The sequence below is a fragment of the Undibacterium sp. JH2W genome (assembly GCF_049340425.1).
In the GTDB taxonomy this organism is placed as follows: domain Bacteria; phylum Pseudomonadota; class Gammaproteobacteria; order Burkholderiales; family Burkholderiaceae_D; genus Undibacterium.
Window position 1 is genome coordinate 46,736 of record NZ_JBMPOT010000006.1, and the last position, 20,169, is coordinate 66,904.

The following is a 20,169-nucleotide window of genomic DNA, read 5'->3' on the forward strand; positions in this document are numbered from 1 at the left end:
TCAAGTATGCTTAATGATCAAGCTTAACAATTTCTGGCGCATTTTCAGCGCTATAAATAATACGCAATTCATCAGTAATACTATAATCCGACGCTGTTTCTCTTGAAGTATCCAACATCAAACGGTCATGGATAATCACATGACCCGACTTGTTATCCAACTGAACAATATAATCTTCAGTGATCTTGGTAATACGACCAGTGTACTGCCCATTCAATACATCGGCATCGTGTAAAGCTGCTTGGCCTGCTTGCGCAAATTCATGGTCTATCTCACACTGTTGCCTTTCCCTGGATTGCAGCTGGGCGACTAATTTTTTCATTGTCCATGACCTGGCCTGATCATCAAGCGCAAATGTATCCATATCAGTCACAGCCTGCAAACTGGCTTTTTCAAAATCCACAGAGTTATCATAGATAAAAGCAGCATCGGCGATTTCTACGGCTTTTGGCAGTAGCGCCAGCGTCCTGTGGTAACGCTCTTTCACTTTATCAGGTGCGACAAAATGCCCGGTCGTGGTTTTTGTTTTGAAACGATTCGTGACCCGCGCCACATTTTTTTCAGGATCATCAGTCGCGATAAATATCAGTAAAACCCGGTACGCCTGGTTTTTCAGTTTCACCAACTCATTGATTCTGGATGAGTGCGACATCACCGTTTCAAATGCAAATGTCTGGTGCTTTTCTATTGCCGCGGTGCGCATGGAAACGGCGGCATTGAACGCCGCCCAGTCACGTTCATCCTGGGTAGCAAAATCGCCCGCCATGTCTTTGGCAAACTGGTCCGGGTTGATAAAATAATGTGGGGTCGCAAAGATGTCACCAAGTGCAGCCAAGCCTGTCTTCTTCACTTCTTCGATGAGCGTGGTCTTCCCACTACCATTGGGGCCAGCAAATACCATCACATAAGGTGTATCTTGGTTCAAGCGATGTTGAGTAGTCATCATAAAAAAAGCAGTCAGCAGCCTTGTTTGTTGATAGGTAGTTTATTGGGTGCTGTTTGCTCAAGCCGCAGTGGGTGTTTTGCGATGCTTAATTGCACTCGCCAGATCGCCAGATGACATTTGCTGCATGGCTATCTGGGTTGTAACATCTTCATGCTTCAGGGCTTGTACTTTTTCTTTGATGATGTCGAGGGAATTTTTCATGTCGCCAGTCAAGGCCTCATCCCATTGTTTTGCAGTAGCCCCAATGATAGTAGTCTCGCCATCCAAGCGAGTCGGTGAGCTAAAGCGGCCAGACGTTTTGGCAGTCATGATAAAACTCCTGTATCTAACATTTTTATTATAGTCGATTTGCAAATTTCGATACGTGGGTGCATCAGTGCATCGATGCGCTTCGAGCTTGGATCCGCCAATTCAAATCAACTCTATACTCTGCAAATTCAAATAACTACTCTCCCGTATCGTCGTCACAAAATCACTGAGATAAGCCTTGGCAGACAAATCCGGCAGGCAAGCCGCATACAACCTGCCAGTCAAGCCATCTGCTGTAATACGCTTGGGCAGTACATAATCGCGGTTCACATAATTTTGTGCGGCCCACACCGGCAAGGTGGCGATGCCGCGTTTGCTGGCCACCAGTTGCAGCATGGCGACTGTCAATTCGGTGGTGCGTCTGACAGTATCCACGCCGGCTGGTTTCAAGACCTGACGTACCACATCCAGCATTTCATCTGGCACGGGATAAGTAATCAGAGTATCAGTCGCAAAGTCTTGTGCCACCAGATAATCCCGCGTCCCCAGCACATGGTCTTTGGCGATCAAGGCAATGATCTCGAAACGGAACAAGGGGTGATAAGCCACGCTTTCATCGGCATCCATTTCCGACACAATCGCCACATCCGCCTTGTGACTATACAGCAGCCCTACAGGGTCAGCCTGGAAGCCGGACACGATATCCAGCTCCACCTCAGGCCAGCGCTGGCGGAATACATCCATGGCTGGCATGAGCCAGTCAAAGCAGGTATGGCATTCGACCGCAATACGCAATTGCCCGGCCACGCCCTGGGCCAGGCGCGCCAAGTCGCGCTCGCAATTGGCGACTTGCGGCAAGATGCTGTCGGCCAGTTGCAGCAGGCGCTCACCGGCTGGTGTAAAGCGTATGGGCGTGGTCTTGCGCTCAAATAGCGGCATGCCATGATGCTCTTCCAGCAACTTGATCTGGTGCGACAGGGCAGACTGGGTGAGATTCAGCAAGACCGCAGCCCGCAATAAATTGCCGGATTCGCGCAGGGCATGCAGGGTTTTCAGGTGGCGTAGCTCTAGTATGGATTGCATGATCTCTGAGCCTTGCAGGCTCCATTATGAATAAAATTCAAGATGATTCTTAAAATATGTCGTTTGAATCATAGTTAATTCTAACCCATCATACTAAAACCAAGATAGGAGAATGAAAATGACAACCACAGCACACACCCTGGGCTTCCCCCGCATAGGCGCCCAAAGAGAATTAAAATTCGCACAAGAATCCTTCTGGCGCGGCGATATCACCGAAGCCACCCTGCACGAAACCGGCAGCGACTTGCGCGCCCGCCACTGGGGTTTGCAAAAGCAGGCTGGCCTGGATTTTGTCAGCGTCGGCGATTTTGCCTGGTATGACCAGGTCTTGAACACCCTGGCCCTGCTGGGTGCCCTGCCTGCACGCTTTGGCTTTGATGCCAGGCAACTGAGTCTGGCAGACTACTACGTCGCGGCCCGCGGCAACCCCCAGCATTTCGCAATGGAAATGACCAAATGGTTTGATACCAACTACCATTACCTCGTCCCAGAATGGACTGCAGATACCAGCTTTGATGGCGGGGTAGACTGGCTGTTTGAAGAACTGGCACAAGCCCAGTCCCTGGGCCACAAGGCCAAAGCTACCCTGGTTGGCCCGCTGACTTTGCTCTACCTCGGTAAAATCAAGAGCGGCCTGACGATCAAGCTGGATTTGCTGCCCAAGATCATCCCCGCCTACCAGCGCCTGCTGGCACGCCTGCAAGAGCAAGGTGTGGAATGGGTACAGATAGATGAGCCCATCCTGGCACTGGACCTCGACAATGCCTGGCTGGATGCCTTTGTGCTGGCCTACAATGCCCTGGCACAAAACACGCCAAAAATCTTGCTGTCGACTTATTTTGAATCAGTACAGGAACGTGCCGCCCTGCTGCATGCCTTACCTGTTACTGGCGTCCATCTGGACCTGGTACGTGCACCCCAGCAATTACCTGCCCTGCTGGTCAACTGGCCACAAGACCGTGTCTTGTCTGCCGGTGTCATTGATGGCCGCAATATCTGGCGCGCCGACCTGACAGCCTTGCTGGCCGACTTGCAAGCTGCCCATGCGCAATTGGGCGACAACTTGTGGCTGGCCGCCAGTTGCTCATTGCTGCATGTGCCAGTAGACCTGGCAGCAGAAACCGCACTCGATGCAGAAACCCTGAGCTGGCTGGCCTTTGCCACCCAAAAACTCGATGAAATCACCGCCCTGAAGCAAGCCCTGAATGGCAATGCCGCCAGCGTCGCCCAGCAATTCAAGGCTGCCGAGCAGGCTGTCAGCAGTCGACGCACCTCAGTACGCATCCACAACCCCATTGTACAAAAACGCCTGGCTGCGGTTACAGAACAGGATGTCACCCGCCATAATGCTTTTGCAGGCCGCATCAGCGAACAGCAAAAACGTTTTGCGCTGCCCCTATTCCCTACGACCAGCATAGGCTCCTTCCCGCAAACCAAGACCATACGCCAGGCCCGCGCCGCCTATAAGCGTGGTGACTTGTCTCATCTCGAATACCTCGAAGCCATGCGCGCAGAAATCCGCCTGGTCGTAGAACAGCAAGAAAAGCTCGACATCGACGTACTCGTCCACGGTGAGCCAGAACGCAATGACATGGTTGAATATTTCGGCGAACAACTGTGGGGCTATGGCTTCACCCTGAATGGCTGGGTACAAAGCTATGGCTCACGCTGCGTCAAACCACCCTTCATCTATGGCGATGTCTATCGCCCGGAAGCCATGACAGTCAGCTGGAGCGAATACGCCCAGAGCCTGACTGACAAAACCATGAAAGGCATGCTGACCGGCCCAGTCACCATGCTGCAATGGTCTTTCGTGCGCGACGACCAGCCCCGCTCCACCACCGCCCTGCAAATCGCCCTGGCCCTGCGTGATGAAGTCGCCGACCTTGAAAAAGCGGGCATAGGCATGATACAAATAGACGAACCCGCCTTCCGCGAAGGCCTGCCGCTGAAACAGCAAGACTGGTCCGCCTACCTCGACTGGGCAGTGCGCGCCTTCAAACTCAGTTCTGCCGTCGTCAGGGATGATACGCAAATCCACACCCACATGTGCTATTCAGAATTCAACGACATCCTACCCTGGATAGCCGCCATGGATGCTGACGTCATCACCATAGAAACCTCACGTTCGGACATGGAATTGCTCGACGGCTTCGGCGAATTCGCCTACCCGAATGACATAGGCCCCGGCGTGTATGACATCCACTCACCACGCGTACCCAAGGTCACAGAAATGCAAAGGCTACTGCAAAAAGCCCGCAGCGTACTCCCCGACGCCCGCCTCTGGGTCAACCCCGACTGCGGCCTCAAAACCCGCGACTGGCCAGAGACGATAGCCGCCCTGGAAAACATGGTGCAGGCAGCCAAGTTGTTGAGAGCGACTGTGGCAGCGGATGATGAAGAGCATCAGGATTGCTGTTGATAGGTCTTAGTAAGTTGGTTTGAATTGATGTACGGGCACATGCTCACTTTATTGTGAGCTTGTGCCTTTGTGCTCTACAACTTATGTCCTGCGCCTTACATCATGGGCACATGAACGCTGAATGATAGTGTTGAGTGACAGGAAAATTGCAAACAAAATCTAACTGAAAAAAGCTAGTTCAAGTCAATATCTACACAGCATGCGGCAAACCATTCATTCAGATACTGAGTGAAAACACGGTACAAGCTGCAAATCGCTGAGAGCGAAAATAGCGCCAGAATCAGTGATCCGGTCCGATCAGCGCGAGCCCCCACCCTACGCCATGGTCGATTGAGCATGCACATATTGCGTTTCATGACTGCAACAATGGATTCTGTCGCTTTGCCAAGGTAATTTCCTTGCCAATTCCTTATGCTGTCGTTTCATTCATCAACCCCTTTTTGAAAAATCCATCATGCGCGCATACCGTCAGCCAGCATCATCCCGTCCAGCTACCACATCCTTAATATTACTTAGCCTGATTGCATTTTCTCTTGCGGGCTCAAGTGCTTATGCAGGAACGGCTGCGGCTACGTCGGTACTACCAGGCATGAAGTCGCTGGCAGGGCAATGTGACGCCATACTGCAAGGGATGTCTGATACTGGGCCAGGCACCGTGGTACTTGCCGCGCGCAAAGGTGAGCTTATTTGCACTTCAGCACGAGGCATGGCTGACATGGAACTAGGTCTGGCATTGAAGCCTGAGCAGAAATTCCGGATAGGTTCCATCACCAAGCAGTTCACCGCCGTTGCGCTATTAAAATTGGTAGATCAAGGTAAAGCCAGGCTGGACGATCCCTTATCCAAGTACCTGAGCGATTTTCCTGATGCCAGCAAAATCACCTTGCTGCAGTTACTCAATCACACAGCGGGTGTCAGCGACCTCACCAACGCTCCCAATTTTGCAGAGACAACCCAAAGGATAGATACCACCAGTAAAGACCTGGTCAAATTGATCAGCGTATTACCGGCAGACTTTGCACCAGGTACTTCATGGAAATACTCCAATTCTGGCTATATTCTGTTGAGTTCCGTGATCGAAAAAATTACCGGAAAAAGCTGGAATCTCGCGCTGGACGAATTACTCTTCAAGCCACTCAATCTCAAGGATACTGGCTGGGAAAACCCGGAGCAAGTCTGGCCTGGGCTGGTGCGTGGCTACCAGAAAAACGCCCAGGGGGGCTATGCCCCTGCCAGCCCGATGAGCATGACCGTACCGCAAGGTGCCGGTGCCCTGATCTCCACGGTCAATGACTTGTGGCACTGGAACGAAGCCCTGCATGGCGGGCACATACTGTCGACAGCATCGTATCAGCAAATGACGACGCCACAAGGGGCGGCAGCAAAAGAACGTTACGGCTTTGGCATACTTAACAATCAGGTGCGCGGTCATGCTGCCTTGTGGCATAACGGCGGCATTAATGGCTTCGTCACTGCTTTGACGTATATACCGGACAGTGGCACCACGGTCGTGCAACTGAATAACCTTGAAGGCCCTCCCAAGCCTTATTTGATGCAATTGGCGGCGCAAGTCATAGGCGATCCCTTTGTTGTTCTCACGCGTGAAAAATGGACAGAAGAAAGCATGAAAAATGTGCAAGGCATCTACGCCAAAGATGGCGTGACACGCGCCATCAAATTCCAGGATGGAAAACTCTATTCCCGACGCCAGGGCGGACAAGACCTGGCACTCATTACCGCAACGCAGGAGCGACTAGGCTTTGACATAGATGCGCTCACCTGGATGGAATTGGTACGCGATGGACAGAAAAAAATTACCGGTCTCAACTTTTACCCACAAGGCAGTTCTGCAAGTGAGCTATGGGCACGTCAGGGTGACCTGCCAGCAGAAACAGCAGCCCCCACATTAAGCGAAGTACAACTCGCACGACTTGTCGGTTCATACACCAGCCCAGCGTTCAGTGTCGACATCAGGCGTACCGCCAAGGGCGGCCTGGAAGTCCAGGCCAAAGGCCAACCCAGTGCCGAGATTGTGGCTACCGATGTCAATAAATTCAAGCTCACCGTGGTTGATGCAAGCCTGGAATTTGATGCCCAAGGGCCGCTCGCAGAAAACGTCATCTTGCGCCAGGGTGGGCATGAAATAAAGATGCAGCGTGTCGGTGGGAAATAGGCTTACGCTGAAACAGCAAGATTGACTGCCTATTTTGACTGGTAGCACGCACCTTCAAGCTGAGTTCTGCTGTCCTCAGGAATAATTACACAGATGTGCCATTCAGGATTCCACGACATCCCGCCCTGGATAGCCGCCATGAATGCGGACGTTCACCATAGAGACCTTTCGCTCGGACATAGATTGCTGATTTGCACTACTGGAGAACATGGCATAGGCTGCCAAGTTGTTAAGAGCGACTACGGAGGTGGATGATGATGAGCATCAAATTATTACTAAAACTACCAGCCAAGATCAAGCTGGCATAGGGCTCTATGCCAGCATAGCTGGTTCAAATTGATTATATGGATCACATCCTTGCACGACTTGCCAACAACAGTTTTATACTTGCTTTATACATCTCTGACAGTTGGTGTCAGCCTCGCTAAAGCCCTATACCATATTTTATGTTAACTAGGGTTATCGCAATCAGACCAGGCAAATTAAGGATACTCTACCTATATCACCATTCATCCCAGAAACCATCTTGCCGGGCTATGCTACCCAGACTATGCTAATTGGTGAAAATGAAATCTGACAACTAAACAATCAACATTACAAGCCGATGTATAATGCGTCCTGAGGACGCATTATACATCGGAATAAGTAAAATTAAAACTTATTTTTATTTAACACAACCTAACATTTAAATTAATTACTCCAATCTTGACAAAGAAAAATATTTATGTTAAAAGTAATGCTTACGTCCTCAGGACGTAAGCATTACTTTTATAGTTTAATTTAAATATTATATTATGCAACTGTCAATTGTTGGCGCATTAGGTCTCTATCTACTGAAAGAGCATCGCTCCCCAGTCGTGTCACTATATGACCTAAGCGTGGCAGCGTTACGCCTGTATGCGCGCAAAGAGTATGCGGGGGATAAAATCAAAAACATTCGCGCTGAAGCACCAAGACGCGACAATATTGTTAAATTTCGCAACTCCATGATGGAAAATGGGATATTAGAAGCAAGGAATGATTTCCCCAGAAACTGTTTTTTACTAACGGCTAGTCCATTCAAAGATCCCTTTGATCTTGCTTGCGGTCTTGATTCGTTTTGCTACATCTCACACTTATCAGCAATGTCATATCACGGCTTAACCGATAGATTCCCCAAAAGATTATTTTTAACGACACCAACAACACCCATTTGGAAAGAAAGAGCGGAAGCAAAAATGGTCAAAGACCTAGGCGAAAACTATGAGCTATTCAAAAATTTGGCCTTTCCTGTTCTTAATAGGCACTCTTTCGACAATTTCAACAAATCGAATGTCAATTATTTGGTAACAAAACTTGCTGATCAGGGTGCCTACATCAGCCCTTCAGACAGACCAATACGAGTGTCAAGTATTGGGAGAACATTTTTAGATATGCTACGTAAGTCAGAATTATGCGGCGGAATGAACCATGTAATTGATGTCTTCACGGAACAAGCTAAAACTTATCTCCCTCTCATCATTTCTGAAATAGATCGCCATGGAGAAAAAATTGAAAAGGTCCGTGCTGGCTACATACTTGAAGAGCGCTGTAACATCATTGGCAATCCTAAAATCGAGTCATGGATTCAATTCGCTCAGCGTGGAGGATCCCGCGTTCTTGATCCATCGGCGCCATATTGGTCTACTTTTTCAGAGAAATGGTGTCTGTCAATTAATGTGAGCAATTAAGTTATGAATCAGATTGAAGAGTGGGTAAATTTATCGAAAGACAATACTGAATTAAATTTTCGCAGAGTAGTTCATATTGTTCTTCACGCCATTTCATCTCATCATGAATTACAGCCAGAAATGATCATGAAGGGCGGTATTTTGCTTGCAATTATTTATCGAACAGGTCGCTATACAAAGGATATAGACTTTTCCACTCCCAAGCATTACAAAGAGTTTCAAAATGGAGAGGATGAATTTATCCGAAATTTAGAAAATGCTATAAAGATTTCCGCAGAAATTTTACCCTTTGGATTAGCATGCCGAATACAGAAAAGAGAACTTAAACCTGGGTCTGAGGGTAATTATCAGACTTTGCATCTTAATATCGGATATGCTTTGAAGAGTCAAAAAAATGAAATGGCAAAATTGAATGCCGGCTCATCGGCGAAGGTCGTATCGATTGATTACAGTTTTAACGAAAAGGTCGGCGATATCGGCCTTGTTGACGCAGGAGGTGAGGATCTTCGAACATATGGTCAGTTAACTGTTATTGCAGAGAAATTTAGAGCTCTTCTACAACAAACTTCAGGTAATGGGGGGCGTCGCAAAGGATCACCAAGAGGGCAAGATATTTTTGATTTGCATACCATTTTGACCGAATATCCAGTTAATCCAGAGGAATATACATACTTGTTAAGTCTCTTGATTTCAAAATCAAAAGACCGCGACCTAATAGTTAACAAAAATTCCATGAGCAATCCGGAGATTAAAGAAAGAAGTAAACAACGCTATCTACAGTTGGAAGATGAAATTGATGGTGTTTTGCCAGATTTCAACTTGGCATTTGATGCTCTCAAAAAATTTTATGAGACGCTACCATGGGCTGATAATAGTTAAGCTGATCGAAAATTGATCTTGAGTCAGCGCGCATACTATATTGACTCCCTGTCTATCACTTCCTCTTCTTGAATTTTTTTCACCAATTAACGTTTACGTTAACGTCAATTCTTGTGCTATTCTAAAAATAACAGGTGCACACCCCAATCTCTTGGGTTGTGTTAAACGGGAAAGTGGTCGTCCTGATCGTTGTCACTGGCTAGTGACAGTAGCTATCAAGACCTAAAAACGTATTTACGCTCGCGCTTAAGATAGTAAATATGTTCCAAGCCCCTGCTGCCTCCGCAACGGTAAGCGAGTGCGGTTACATCATCCACGCCACTGGTCATGCATGACTGGGAAGGCGATGTAACAAGACTTGCAAGCCCGGATACCGGCCTGTTGATCGCTGAGAAAAACATTGCGGAAGGCTATGTTTGGGATATGGCATGGCACGCCTGATGGCGGGCGTGTGCTTATCTTCATTACTGGTCTTTCACTGTTTTCCCAAGGTCTGGTCACGTACGGAAGGTGCGTGGCGGGTGTGCGCCCACACGGTGTATGCCCATGGTCAGGATCGTTGCTGCGGCAAGTTTTTGTATGCAGTGGCCATTCTGTTTTCAGGCATCAGTGCGGCCGTTGTTGCGGGCAAAGCCCGCCGTCTGTCCGTGCACAATCAGGAAGGTACAGGAAATCACCATGGCAACTCTTACCCAGGTTCCCAACGTCAAACTGCTCATCAACGGCGAACTGATAGACTCCAAATCCACGCAATGGCGCAATGTGATCAACCCGGCCACGCAACAGGTGCTGGCCCATGTGCCGTTTGCCACGCCAGATGAAATGCAGGCTGCAGTCGATGCTGCCAAGGCCGCTTTCAAGACCTGGCGCAAGACAGCGATAGGTACACGCGCCCGTATCTTTTTGAAATACCAGCAACTGATACGTGAAAACATGGCCGAGCTGGCTGCGCTGCTGACAGCCGAACAGGGCAAGACCCTGGCCGATGCTGAAGGCGATATTTTCCGCGGCCTGGAAGTGGTTGAGCATGCCGCCAATATCGGCAACCTGCAAATGGGCGAAATTGCCAATAACGTCGCCAGCGGTGTTGATACCTATACTTTGAACCAGCCGCTGGGCGTGTGCGCTGGCATTACCCCTTTCAACTTCCCGGCGATGATACCGCTGTGGATGTTCCCTATGGCGATTGCCTGCGGCAATACCTTCATCCTGAAACCATCCGAACAAGACCCCATGGTCACCATGCGTCTGGCTGAACTGGCTATGCAAGCTGGTGTACCACCTGGCGTACTGAATGTGGTGCATGGTGGTGAAGACATCGTCAATGCGATTTGCGACCATCCTGATATCAAGGCGGTGTCCTTCGTCGGTTCTACCCGCGTAGGCACGCATGTGTATAACCGCGCGACACTGGCAGGCAAACGTGCACAGTGCATGATGGGTGCCAAGAACCACGCCATCGTCCTGCCAGATGCAAATAAAGAACAAACCTTGAACAACCTCGCCGGTGCTGCCTTTGGTGCGGCTGGCCAGCGTTGCATGGCCTTGTCTGTGGTCATACTGGTTGGTGAAGCCAACCAGTGGGTGCCAGACTTGCTGGATCGTGCCCGCAGCCTCAAGATCAATGCAGGCGCTGAAGCAAACACAGACATAGGCCCGGTCATTTCCTGCACTGCCAAAGAACGCGTAGAAAGCCTTATCGCCCAAGGTATTGCTGAAGGTGCCAATCTGGTGTTGGATGGCCGCGCACCCAAAGTGCCGGGCTATGAGCACGGCAACTTCGTTGGCCCTACAGTCTTCACTGGCGTCAAGCCTGGCATGCGTGTGTATGAAGAAGAAATTTTTGGCCCTGTGCTGTGCATCATGCAGGCAGATACCCTGGCTGAAGCCATCGCCATCATCAACGCCAACCCTAACGGCAATGGCACGGCACTGTTCACCCAGTCTGGCGCTGCGGCTCGTACCTTTGAAGAAGATATCGATGTAGGTCAGATCGGCATCAACGTGCCTATCCCTGTGCCTGTGCCGCTGTTTTCATTTACCGGTTCACGTGCATCCAAGCTCGGTGACCTGGGGCCGTATGGCAAACAAGTCATACAGTTCTACACCCAGACCAAGACCATCACGGCACGCTGGTTTGATGACAGCGTCAGCGCTGGCAAGGTGAATACGACCATCTCTTTAAAATAGGGGGATGGCCATGGACTTCGAATTGAACGAAGACCAGCGCGCCTACCAACAATCTGCCCGCAGCTTTGCCGCCCATGAAATGGCGGCACAGGCGGCGCATTGGGATGCCAATGCCCACTTCCCCCTGGACGTGATTGCTCACGCCGGGGAGTTGGGCTTTTGCGGCCTGTATGTGCCTGAAGAACTGGGCGGGCTGGGTTTGACGCGGCTGGATGCAGCAATCATTTTTGAAGAGCTGGCGCGCGCCTGCCCTTCGACCACGGCTTACATCACGATACACAATATGGCAAGCTGGATGATTGCCAACTGGGGTACACCAGAAGTACAGCAGGAATGGGTACCCAGGCTGGCCGCAGGCAAGAAACTGGCTTCATATTGCCTGACCGAAGCTGGCTCAGGCTCTGACGCGGCATCACTGCGCACCAGCGCCCGCCTCGATGGTGACAGCTATATCCTCAATGGCAGCAAGGCCTTTATCTCGGGCGCTGGTGCCACCAATATGCTGGTCGTCATGGCGCGCACGGGTGGCGATGGTGCTGGTGGTATCTCTGCCTTTGCCGTACCGGCAGATTTGCCGGGCATCAGCTATGGCAAGAAAGAAGACAAGATGGGCTGGAACAGCCAGCCCACCCGCACTGTCAATTTTGACCAAGTACGCATACCGCGCAGCCACTTGCTGGGTGAAGAAGGTGCAGGCTTTCGCATTGCCATGCGTGGTCTCGATGGTGGCCGCATCAACATCGCCACCTGCTCCATCGGTGCGGCGCAGTCAGCACTCAATAGCGCGCAAGCGTATATGAATGAGCGCATGCAGTTCCAGAAAAAGCTGTCTGATTTCCAGGTACTGCAATTCAAACTGGCCGACATGCAAACTGAACTGGTGGCAGCACGCCAGATGGTCAGACTCGCCGCCAGCAAGCTAGACAGCAAGGCTGATAATGCCTCAGTGTATTGCGCCATGGCCAAGCGCCTGGCAACCGACACCGGCTTTGCCGTCTGCAATGAAGCCCTGCAAATCCACGGCGGTTACGGCTATATACGCGAATACCCGCTGGAGCGTTTCCTGCGCGATGTCAGGGTGCACCAGATACTCGAAGGCACGAACGAAATCATGCGCGTCATCGTCGCCCGCCACATGCTAAACCAACCCGCAAGCGAGGAATTTTTATGAGCAAGTATAGTAACTACACCAATCTGCAATGCGAAATCATCGGCCACACTGCCCTGGTGACCCTGGCCAACCCACCCGCCAATACCTGGACGGCTGCGGGTTTGCAGGCATTGACGCAACTGGTCAATGACCTGAATGCTGATGCAGATATCTATAGCCTCGTCATCACAGGCTCGGGCCAGAAATTCTTTTCAGCAGGCGCAGATTTGAAGCTGTTTGCCGATGGCGACAAGGCCGTGGCACTGGACATGGCACGCCGCTTTGGTGAAGCATTTGAAACCCTGAGCCGCTTCCGTGGTGTTTCCATCGCTGCCATCAATGGCTACGCCATGGGTGGTGGCCTCGAATGCGCGCTGGCTTGCGATTTGCGTATCGCCGAAACCCAGGCGCAAATGGCCTTGCCAGAAGCCGCAGTCGGCTTGCTGCCCTGCGCTGGCGGCACGCAAAATCTTGCCTGGCTGGTGGGTGAAGGCTGGGCCAAGCGCCTGATCTTGTGCGGTGAACGTGTCGATGCAGCCACTGCCCTACGTATAGGCCTGGTAGAAGAAGTGGTCGCCACCGGCGGCGCACTCGATCACGCACTGGCGCTGGCCAAACAGGTAGGCAAGCAAAGCCCCAGCAGCGTCAAGGCCTGCAAGCAACTCATACAAGGCGCACGCCAGCAACCCATGAACACTGTGCTGCCACAAGAACGCGAGGCCTTCCTGGCCCTGTTTGATACCGCTGATCAAAAAGAAGGTGTCACCGCCTTTTTGGAAAAACGTCCACCCGTGTGGAGGAATGCATGAGCGAAGCCCCAGTCCTGTTCCACACCCTGCCTGCCGCCAACGGCATGCAACTGGGCGTGGCCACCCTCAATTCAGAAAAAACCCTGAATGCCCTGTCCAAAGAGATGGTGCAATTACTGGGCAAGCAATTGCAAGCCTGGGATAAAGATGAAAGCATCGCCATGCTGGTCTTGCAAGCAGCTGGCGAAAAAGCATTTTGCGCAGGCGGCGACTTGCAAAACCTGTACGCCAGTATGCGCGAGCATCATGCTTCCGACAAAAAAGACGACTTGCTGGGCAATGCCTATGCTCTGGATTTTTTTGAACAGGAATACCGCCTCGACTATCAAATTCACACTTACCGCAAACCCATATTATGCTGGGGTCATGGCATCGTCATGGGTGGCGGCATAGGCTTGATGGCTGGTGCCAGCCACCGCGTCGTCACAGAAAAATCCCGCCTCGCCATGCCTGAGATTGCGATTGGCCTGTTCCCCGACGTAGGCGGCACCTGGTTTTTGAACCGCATGCCGGGCAAGCTGGGTTTGTTCCTGGCATTGACGGGTGCCAACATCAACGCCAGCGACGCCGTATTTGTGAAACTGGCCGACCTGCAATTGCCGCACGAGAGCAAGGCAGAACTACTGGCCCGCCTGCAAGCCTGTGAATGGAGCAAGCAGGTAGACAACAATAGGCTGAGCAACCACCTGCGCCTGAGCCATATCCTGCATGAGCAACAGCGTAGCGACAAAGTGATCAGCAGCGCCGGGCCATTGCGCCAGCATTTTGACCTCATCAATCAATTGTGCAGTGCCGCTGACCTGACCACCATCATCAGCAATATCTGCCAGCTGGATGTGAGCGCGATGAACGATGATGCATGGTTGCAAAAAGCTGTCGCCAGCCTGCAAAAAGGCAGCCCAACCTCTGCCTGGCTGGCGCACGCCTTGCAAGAACGCGGCAAGCATTTGTCGCTGGCAGAAATCTTCCGTATGGAACTGGTGGCAGCGCTCGCCTGCGCGCAGGGTCATGATTTTGCCGAAGGGATACGGGCCTTGATTGTCGATAAGGATCAGAAACCGCAGTGGTTGCCCGGTAGTTTGGATGCATTGCAGCCGCAGGATGGTGAGCGTTACTTTGCGCACCTTTGGGCGGCAGAGCAGCATCCATTGCGGGATTTGGGTGCGGGTGAAAATATTCAAAAGAGAGCTGCGTAAGTATGCAATGAAGCTGAAATTCGTAGGTTGGGCTACGCTTCATCAGCCCAACACTCGGCGCTTCAATAACGTGCGTGGTGTTTCAACCGCACAGTGTTGGGCTGGTAAACCGTAGCCCAACCTACGAGCCCGGCCCACCCCACAAGAAACGCCCATCACGCCAAACAAAGAACACGTAAAACCAGGAGATAACCACATGTCAAACCAATCCAAAATCGCCTTCATCGGCCTCGGCAACATGGGCGCGCCCATGGCCCTTAACCTGCTCAAGGCAGGCTACCCACTGACCGTCTTCGACCTCTCCCCCACTGCCCTCAAAACACTGGCAGACGCCGGTGCCCTGGCCGCAGGCAACGCAAAGCAAGCCATAGAAGGCGCAGACATCGTCATCAGCATGCTACCTGCCAGCCGCCATGTAGAAAGCCTCTACCTCGGCGATGACGGCATACTCGCCCACATCGCCAATGGCGCCCTGATCATAGACTGCAGCACCATCGCCCCGCAATCTGCCAAGAAAGTCGCACAAGCCGCAGCCGCACGTGGGCTGGCGATGGTCGATGCGCCAGTCTCCGGCGGTACCGCAGGCGCTGCTGCAGGCACACTGACCTTCATCGTCGGTGGCAGCATAGTTGACCTCGAACGTGCCCGCCCGGTGCTGAATGCCATGGGCAAGAACATCTTCCACGCTGGTGAACACGGTGCCGGGCAAACCGCAAAAATCTGCAACAACATGCTGCTGGGCATACTCATGGCAGGCACGGCAGAGGCGCTGGCACTGGGTATGGCAAACGGGCTTGATCCCAAAGTCCTGTCCGACATCATGAGCAAAAGCTCAGGCCGCAACTGGGCGCTGGAACTCTACAACCCCTACCCCGGCGTCATGGAAAACGCCCCCGCATCACGCGGCTATACCGGCGGCTTTGGGGTAGACCTGATGCTCAAAGACCTGGGCCTGGCAACAGAGGCAGCACTGGGTACAAATTCCAGCATCCCTCTCGGTGAAGCTGTGCGTAACCTGTACGGTATCCATAGCAAGGCTGGTGCCGGTGGCAAGGATTTTTCCAGCATACTTGAGCTGCTGCAGAAAAAGGAATAGAAATACTGAGGCGCGGGCGCGATGACAATCGCTACACAAAGCGATATGCTAGCGCCCATGACTACTCAAGCACACGCCTATCACTACCTGCAAGCCTCGGCACTGACAAACGATGTCAGGCCCAGGCTGCAACTGGCCACATCTGGCACTGACGACAAAGCAGCAGTCGCCCACCCGCACTTCTTTGAAGGCATGCTGAAGCAGCCGCGCCTGTCGGCTGAATTGCTGACTGCTGTCCACATCATTGTTGGATCACGTTTTTTCACGCCAACCAACACGCTGGCAAAAAAACTCATGCTGGCAGACCCTGTCGTCACCTCGGGTGGCGGCATCTTGCGTTTTGAAGGATTTTCTTCCTGCTGTAGCGCTTATGTGCGTGTTGATATGTTGCCCGACGGCTATGAGGGCGATATCGTCGGCAAGGGCACGACCAATGTCGACTTCAATGCCCCCATGCGGGCCGCGCTGGCACGGGTGCGCGATGCATCTGGCCTGGCGCTGTCAGTCGGGCAAGACGCATTTACCCTGCATGCAGGTGGCAATAGCGTGATCGAGAAAAAAGTCGAACTGCCATTGCGCTGGATACGTGGCATGCTGGAAGTGCAGTCTTACCAGGCTGGCATGCGCAAGATCGTCGAAGTCAGCGGCGCAGAAGCCCTGCGCTTCTTGCGCTCACTTCCCAGGGCATCGACCAGCAAGACACCACTGTGGATATCACATGGCCCTTTTGGCCTGCGCACCACCACCAGGCAAGAACCGAATAGCATACGCCTGGTTGATAGCACCCGCCTGCGCGTGCTGGAAGCCTTGCTGCCACGCGTGCAGTCCATGGCGATTTTTGCCGATGAGGCACAGCAAGCCAGTGCCTGGGTCCTGCAATTTGCCGGCGCCAGGTTGACACTGGCCCTGAGTGCCGAAGTCTGGCGCGGTTTTTCTGGCGAAGGCCAGGCCCTGCGCGCCCTGATGAATATGCAAAATGCCGATGCCCTGCCGCGCATGCGCGCCCATTTGCAATGGCAATCCACACTGCAAGCCGCTGCCCTGGCTGAACAACTGGATTTACCGCAAGCCAGCATAGAAGACAGCCTGCGCATACTTGGCGTCTCTGGTCTGCTGGGTTTTGATGTGACAGAAGGCAGCTACTTCCATCGCGTGCTGCCACTGGATTTGAGCATGGCAGAAGACTTGCACCCGCGCCTGGCTGCTGCGCGTGAGCTGATACAAAACAATGCCATCAGCATCATCAAAAAACAACCATTAGAAGCCAGCGTACAGAGTGGCGACATCCAGCACCGGGTGCGTGAAGTCGAGGGCGAATTGCGTTGCACCTGCCCCTGGTTTGCCAAGCACCAGGGTTTGCGCGGGCCGTGCAAGCATGTGCTGGCGGTTGAAGCAATGACAAACACTTAGGACACACCCATGGCAGAACAAAAAGCCGAAACCGCATTCCTGGCAAAAACGCCGTTGGAAGAATGCATCGTCGCAGGCAACTATCTGGGTATGATGACCTATCTGCAAGCTCAAGATAAAACATTATGGCCACAGCATAGAGCCAGTGTCATTCGCATGAGCAAAGTCATGGAAAAATCGCGCTATACCTTAGACATGAGCGAGTCAGCCTGGCGCAGCAAAGTCACGGATGAACAATGGCATTGCTTGCGTGCTGCCATTTTTTTATGCGGCAACGCCACTGATGTTGCAGAGAACTGCTGGTATTATCTTTATCAGCCAGCCGAGCTTATCGATTTGTGGAAAGAGTTCAAGCCACCATCTACAGAAAACCTGGCACTCGCCCTGATATTGCAAGGCCCACTGGTTTTTCGTATCGTACAAAGCCTGTTCATCAATGGCTTGATCGAGCGCCCTGCGCATGAAAACTACCTCTTGGGTTTGATGAGTCAGGAAATACATTCAGACCGCGTACCTGACGTCGCCTACTGGCTCAAGCATGATCAAGAATTATTGCAAGGCCCGCTATTGCAGTTGTTTGACATCGAAGGTACGACCGATATCAGCCTGGCCGGGCGCGATAAATATAACCATGATCCTTCCCACACCTGGCAGCAGCTATTTTTGAATTTGTGCCAGCAGGGTGTATACAGCCGCAAACTTTTACTTGATAAAACCCTGGGTGCACTGGAAAAAGACTGGATACAATTTCGCTCCGGCTGGTTCTCGCGCTTCCATGATGCACTGGCACCCACGGTAGCAGAAATGAGTACGTTCAGTGAGCGCTACCTGGGTTTATGCCACAGTCGCATCCCGCCTACTGTCAGCATGGCGCTCAAAGTACTGGGTAGCTTGCATGCAGCAAATGCCGTCAGCAATGCAGCCCTGCTGACTGCCCTGCAGCCTCTGCTGTCATCTGCAGTCAAGGCGCAAGTGGATGCCGCGCTGAAATTACTCGAGAAAATTGTCAAGCAAGATGCCAGCCTGTCGCAAGAAGCCGCGGCAGTCGCCGTGTTTGGCTTGTTGCATGAAGCAGCAGACATGCAAAAGAAAATCATCAGCCGCCTGGAAAAATGGGGCATGGATGCAAGCACCCAAGAGCAAGCCAGGCAATTATTACCCCAGGTCGCAGTCAGTAACCATGATGTCCTGGTGGCTTTGCTTGGCTCTGCTGTTGCAATCGCTAACGCATCTGCGTCATCAACACCCACCCAGACCTTGCACGTACTACCCACTCTACAGCCATTACCCTCCCCGCTGGCGGCGAGCCGCGCTTTAGTATCTATCAATGATATTGACGGTCTCATCGAAGTCTGTGCCTATGTCTTTGAAAATAATGATGACACTGATCGTTTTGAAAGCGTGATACATGCCTTGCTGAGGCTGGCACCTTTTTCCACAGATGACAAAAAACGTTTTGGTCCGGTCCTCAAGCGCGCACAAAAGCTCAAGCCCAGCCCTGACAACTGGCGCAACATGGACAAGCCGCTGGCGCGCGAACTGGCGCGCCTGCTGGTATTTATATTCGATGCAGTAAGGCTGCCGCCCGTCAGCAGCTTTGCCAAAGGCCGTTTCGGTGTGCATAGTGTGATCTGCCAGCGTAGCGATGATTTAATGGATATCCTGGCGCAAGGCAAATCCGTCGCACCACTGGCGGCACCTAGCCATCAGCGTGGCTACATAGATCCAGTCACCTTGATAGAACGAACCCGTGAGCAACATGCGCTGGGACTCCAGCAACCCCAACAGGAACAAATCCTGAGCCTCTTGCGTCTCGCACCCAGCAATGATGCGACTCTGCGCCAGCAAGCAGCGAGTTTGCCAGAGACTCCCTATCATGAGGCCCTTAGATATGCCCTGGGTTCGCAAGTCACTATCCCTGCCAATGGCAAGGACAGCGCCTTGTTTATCGCCGCAGCACGCGCCCGCTATCCCGGTGAAGACGACCCCAACCTCATACAGCTGTATGGCGATTTTGGGCCGGATGGCGCGCATGCGGCCCACTATCGTTTTGAGATAGAGCTCAGCAAAAACGAGGCCTACACTTTTTATCACAGCCACCTGCATACCACGCCTGCACCCCGTGCGATAGACCCGCTCTATCTCAGCATTTTGCGTCATCCTCAAACCATCATAGATGGAAAACATGTCTGGCACCTGGAGAGCTTTGCAGGCAATCATGAAAGCCAGATACGCTGGTCTGCCAGCATACTGCCATCCTGCCTGGAAGCCGTATTCGCCGGAGGTGCGCATGCCATTGCCAACAACCTTGACTGGTGGGAGGCCGCATGGCAAGACAAAGCCTACCTCAATCTCTTGCTTGACCCCACCGTACCCATAAGCAACAGCGCCATCATGCTGCTGGCCTTTGCCCTCGCAGGCAAAGAAGCAGGCCAGACCGCCATCGCGATAGATGCCCTGGTCGCCAGCTGGTTGGAAGGGCGGCTCGATGCCGCAGCACTAGGCCAGGCCATCCACGGCTTGCTGGCCACACCACAAGTCAAGGCCAGCCGCTATGCCAAGAGCCTGGCCAAAGCAGCCCGCGCCCATGCACTGGCACCCCACCTTGCATTCCAGCTGCTGTGCATCATGGTCACCCAAAGTCCGCAGGCGCCGCCCAAGGACATGGCCATGCTGCTGGAACTCTTGCATGAACTGCAGCTGGAATTGCAACTGGATTTGCCAGAAGTTACGCGTCAAGCTTTGCAGAATATGCAGGCAGCTGGTAAGGCAAAAACTGCCGTAAAATCCTTATTAAAGGATAGATGATGGACTTGCCAGTTATGCCGCTGCCCCACATCAATGCTGTTCACCTATG

General features: G+C 52.3%; 14 protein-coding genes and 1 riboswitch. Of the genes, 11 read left to right on the forward strand and 3 right to left on the reverse strand.

The genetic code is table 11. The annotated features are described in order from the left end of the window. Positions 1-10 precede the first annotated feature (10 nt). From ACO0LC_RS09845 to ACO0LC_RS09855, 3 genes are all read right to left on the reverse strand, one after another. Entirely contained in the window at positions 11-943 is a 933-nt protein-coding gene (locus ACO0LC_RS09845) for a zeta toxin family protein (RefSeq protein ID WP_423002490.1), read from the reverse strand. A gap of 60 nt (positions 944-1,003) precedes the next feature. Continuing rightward, the gene (locus tag ACO0LC_RS09850) at positions 1,004-1,255 is read right to left on the reverse strand and encodes a hypothetical protein (RefSeq protein WP_423002491.1); all 252 of its coding nucleotides are present in this window, start codon (positions 1,253-1,255) and stop codon (positions 1,004-1,006) included. A gap of 102 nt (positions 1,256-1,357) precedes the next feature. After that, complete coding sequence (locus ACO0LC_RS09855; protein WP_423003031.1) at positions 1,358-2,281, reverse strand: LysR substrate-binding domain-containing protein; 924 nt, start codon at positions 2,279-2,281, stop codon at positions 1,358-1,360. Between the two features lie 115 nt (positions 2,282-2,396). Here ACO0LC_RS09855 and metE point away from each other — a divergent pair, with 115 nt between their 5' ends. From metE to ACO0LC_RS09910, 11 genes are all read left to right on the forward strand, one after another. Beyond that, positions 2,397-4,700, forward strand: coding sequence for a 5-methyltetrahydropteroyltriglutamate--homocysteine S-methyltransferase (gene metE, locus ACO0LC_RS09860; RefSeq protein WP_423002492.1), 2,304 nt, complete (start codon positions 2,397-2,399; stop codon positions 4,698-4,700). A 454-nt stretch (positions 4,701-5,154) separates the two neighbouring features. After that, on the forward strand, positions 5,155-6,873 hold the full coding sequence (locus ACO0LC_RS09865) for a serine hydrolase domain-containing protein (RefSeq protein ID WP_423002493.1): 1,719 nt from the start codon (positions 5,155-5,157) through the stop codon (positions 6,871-6,873). A gap of 794 nt (positions 6,874-7,667) precedes the next feature. Then, positions 7,668-8,582, forward strand: a complete 915-nt coding sequence (locus tag ACO0LC_RS09870) for a type IV toxin-antitoxin system AbiEi family antitoxin domain-containing protein (RefSeq protein ID WP_423002494.1) — start codon at positions 7,668-7,670, stop codon at positions 8,580-8,582. Positions 8,583-8,585: 3 nt separating this feature from the next. After that, a complete protein-coding gene (locus ACO0LC_RS09875) occupies positions 8,586-9,461 on the forward strand; it encodes a nucleotidyl transferase AbiEii/AbiGii toxin family protein (RefSeq protein ID WP_423002495.1) in 876 nt (291 codons plus the stop codon). 115 nt (positions 9,462-9,576) lie between these two features. After that, positions 9,577-9,857: riboswitch (cobalamin riboswitch) on the forward strand. 282 nt (positions 9,858-10,139) lie between these two features. Beyond that, on the forward strand, positions 10,140-11,651 hold the full coding sequence (locus ACO0LC_RS09880; RefSeq protein WP_423002496.1) for a CoA-acylating methylmalonate-semialdehyde dehydrogenase: 1,512 nt from the start codon (positions 10,140-10,142) through the stop codon (positions 11,649-11,651). Between the two features lie 10 nt (positions 11,652-11,661). Continuing rightward, positions 11,662-12,822 carry an acyl-CoA dehydrogenase family protein gene (locus ACO0LC_RS09885; protein WP_423002497.1) on the forward strand — a complete coding sequence of 387 codons (1,161 nt, stop codon included), beginning with the start codon at positions 11,662-11,664 and terminating at the stop codon, positions 12,820-12,822. Next, positions 12,819-13,610, forward strand: coding sequence for an enoyl-CoA hydratase (locus tag ACO0LC_RS09890; protein WP_423002498.1), 792 nt, complete (start codon positions 12,819-12,821; stop codon positions 13,608-13,610). The genes ACO0LC_RS09885 and ACO0LC_RS09890 overlap by 4 nt, the downstream gene beginning before the upstream one ends. Next, positions 13,607-14,806, forward strand: a complete 1,200-nt coding sequence (locus ACO0LC_RS09895) for an enoyl-CoA hydratase/isomerase family protein (RefSeq protein WP_423002499.1) — start codon at positions 13,607-13,609, stop codon at positions 14,804-14,806. Before ACO0LC_RS09890 ends, ACO0LC_RS09895 begins: the two co-directional genes overlap by 4 nt. Positions 14,807-15,002: 196 nt before the next feature. Beyond that, on the forward strand, positions 15,003-15,902 hold the full coding sequence (mmsB, locus tag ACO0LC_RS09900) for a 3-hydroxyisobutyrate dehydrogenase (protein WP_423002500.1): 900 nt from the start codon (positions 15,003-15,005) through the stop codon (positions 15,900-15,902). A 57-nt stretch (positions 15,903-15,959) separates the two neighbouring features. Next, complete coding sequence (locus ACO0LC_RS09905; RefSeq protein ID WP_423002501.1) at positions 15,960-17,312, forward strand: SWIM zinc finger family protein; 1,353 nt, start codon at positions 15,960-15,962, stop codon at positions 17,310-17,312. A gap of 9 nt (positions 17,313-17,321) precedes the next feature. Beyond that, the gene (locus tag ACO0LC_RS09910; RefSeq protein ID WP_423002502.1) at positions 17,322-20,120 is read left to right on the forward strand and encodes a DUF6493 family protein; all 2,799 of its coding nucleotides are present in this window, start codon (positions 17,322-17,324) and stop codon (positions 20,118-20,120) included. Positions 20,121-20,169: the final 49 nt, after the last annotated feature.

Bases quoted from the DNA above. Each gene is read 5' to 3' on its own strand.
- ACO0LC_RS09845 (WP_423002490.1), bottom strand. From the start codon at position 943: ATGACTACTCAACATCGCTTGAACCAAGATACACCTTATGTGATGGTA.
- ACO0LC_RS09850 (WP_423002491.1), bottom strand. From the start codon at position 1,255: ATGACTGCCAAAACGTCTGGCCGCTTTAGCTCACCGACTCGCTTGGAT.
- metE (WP_423002492.1), top strand. From the start codon at position 2,397: ATGACAACCACAGCACACACCCTGGGCTTCCCCCGCATAGGCGCCCAA.
- ACO0LC_RS09865 (WP_423002493.1), top strand. From the start codon at position 5,155: ATGCGCGCATACCGTCAGCCAGCATCATCCCGTCCAGCTACCACATCC.
- ACO0LC_RS09870 (WP_423002494.1), top strand. From the start codon at position 7,668: ATGCAACTGTCAATTGTTGGCGCATTAGGTCTCTATCTACTGAAAGAG.
- ACO0LC_RS09875 (WP_423002495.1), top strand. From the start codon at position 8,586: ATGAATCAGATTGAAGAGTGGGTAAATTTATCGAAAGACAATACTGAA.
- ACO0LC_RS09880 (WP_423002496.1), top strand. From the start codon at position 10,140: ATGGCAACTCTTACCCAGGTTCCCAACGTCAAACTGCTCATCAACGGC.
- ACO0LC_RS09885 (WP_423002497.1), top strand. From the start codon at position 11,662: ATGGACTTCGAATTGAACGAAGACCAGCGCGCCTACCAACAATCTGCC.
- ACO0LC_RS09890 (WP_423002498.1), top strand. From the start codon at position 12,819: ATGAGCAAGTATAGTAACTACACCAATCTGCAATGCGAAATCATCGGC.
- ACO0LC_RS09895 (WP_423002499.1), top strand. From the start codon at position 13,607: ATGAGCGAAGCCCCAGTCCTGTTCCACACCCTGCCTGCCGCCAACGGC.
- mmsB (WP_423002500.1), top strand. From the start codon at position 15,003: ATGTCAAACCAATCCAAAATCGCCTTCATCGGCCTCGGCAACATGGGC.
- ACO0LC_RS09905 (WP_423002501.1), top strand. From the start codon at position 15,960: ATGACTACTCAAGCACACGCCTATCACTACCTGCAAGCCTCGGCACTG.
- ACO0LC_RS09910 (WP_423002502.1), top strand. From the start codon at position 17,322: ATGGCAGAACAAAAAGCCGAAACCGCATTCCTGGCAAAAACGCCGTTG.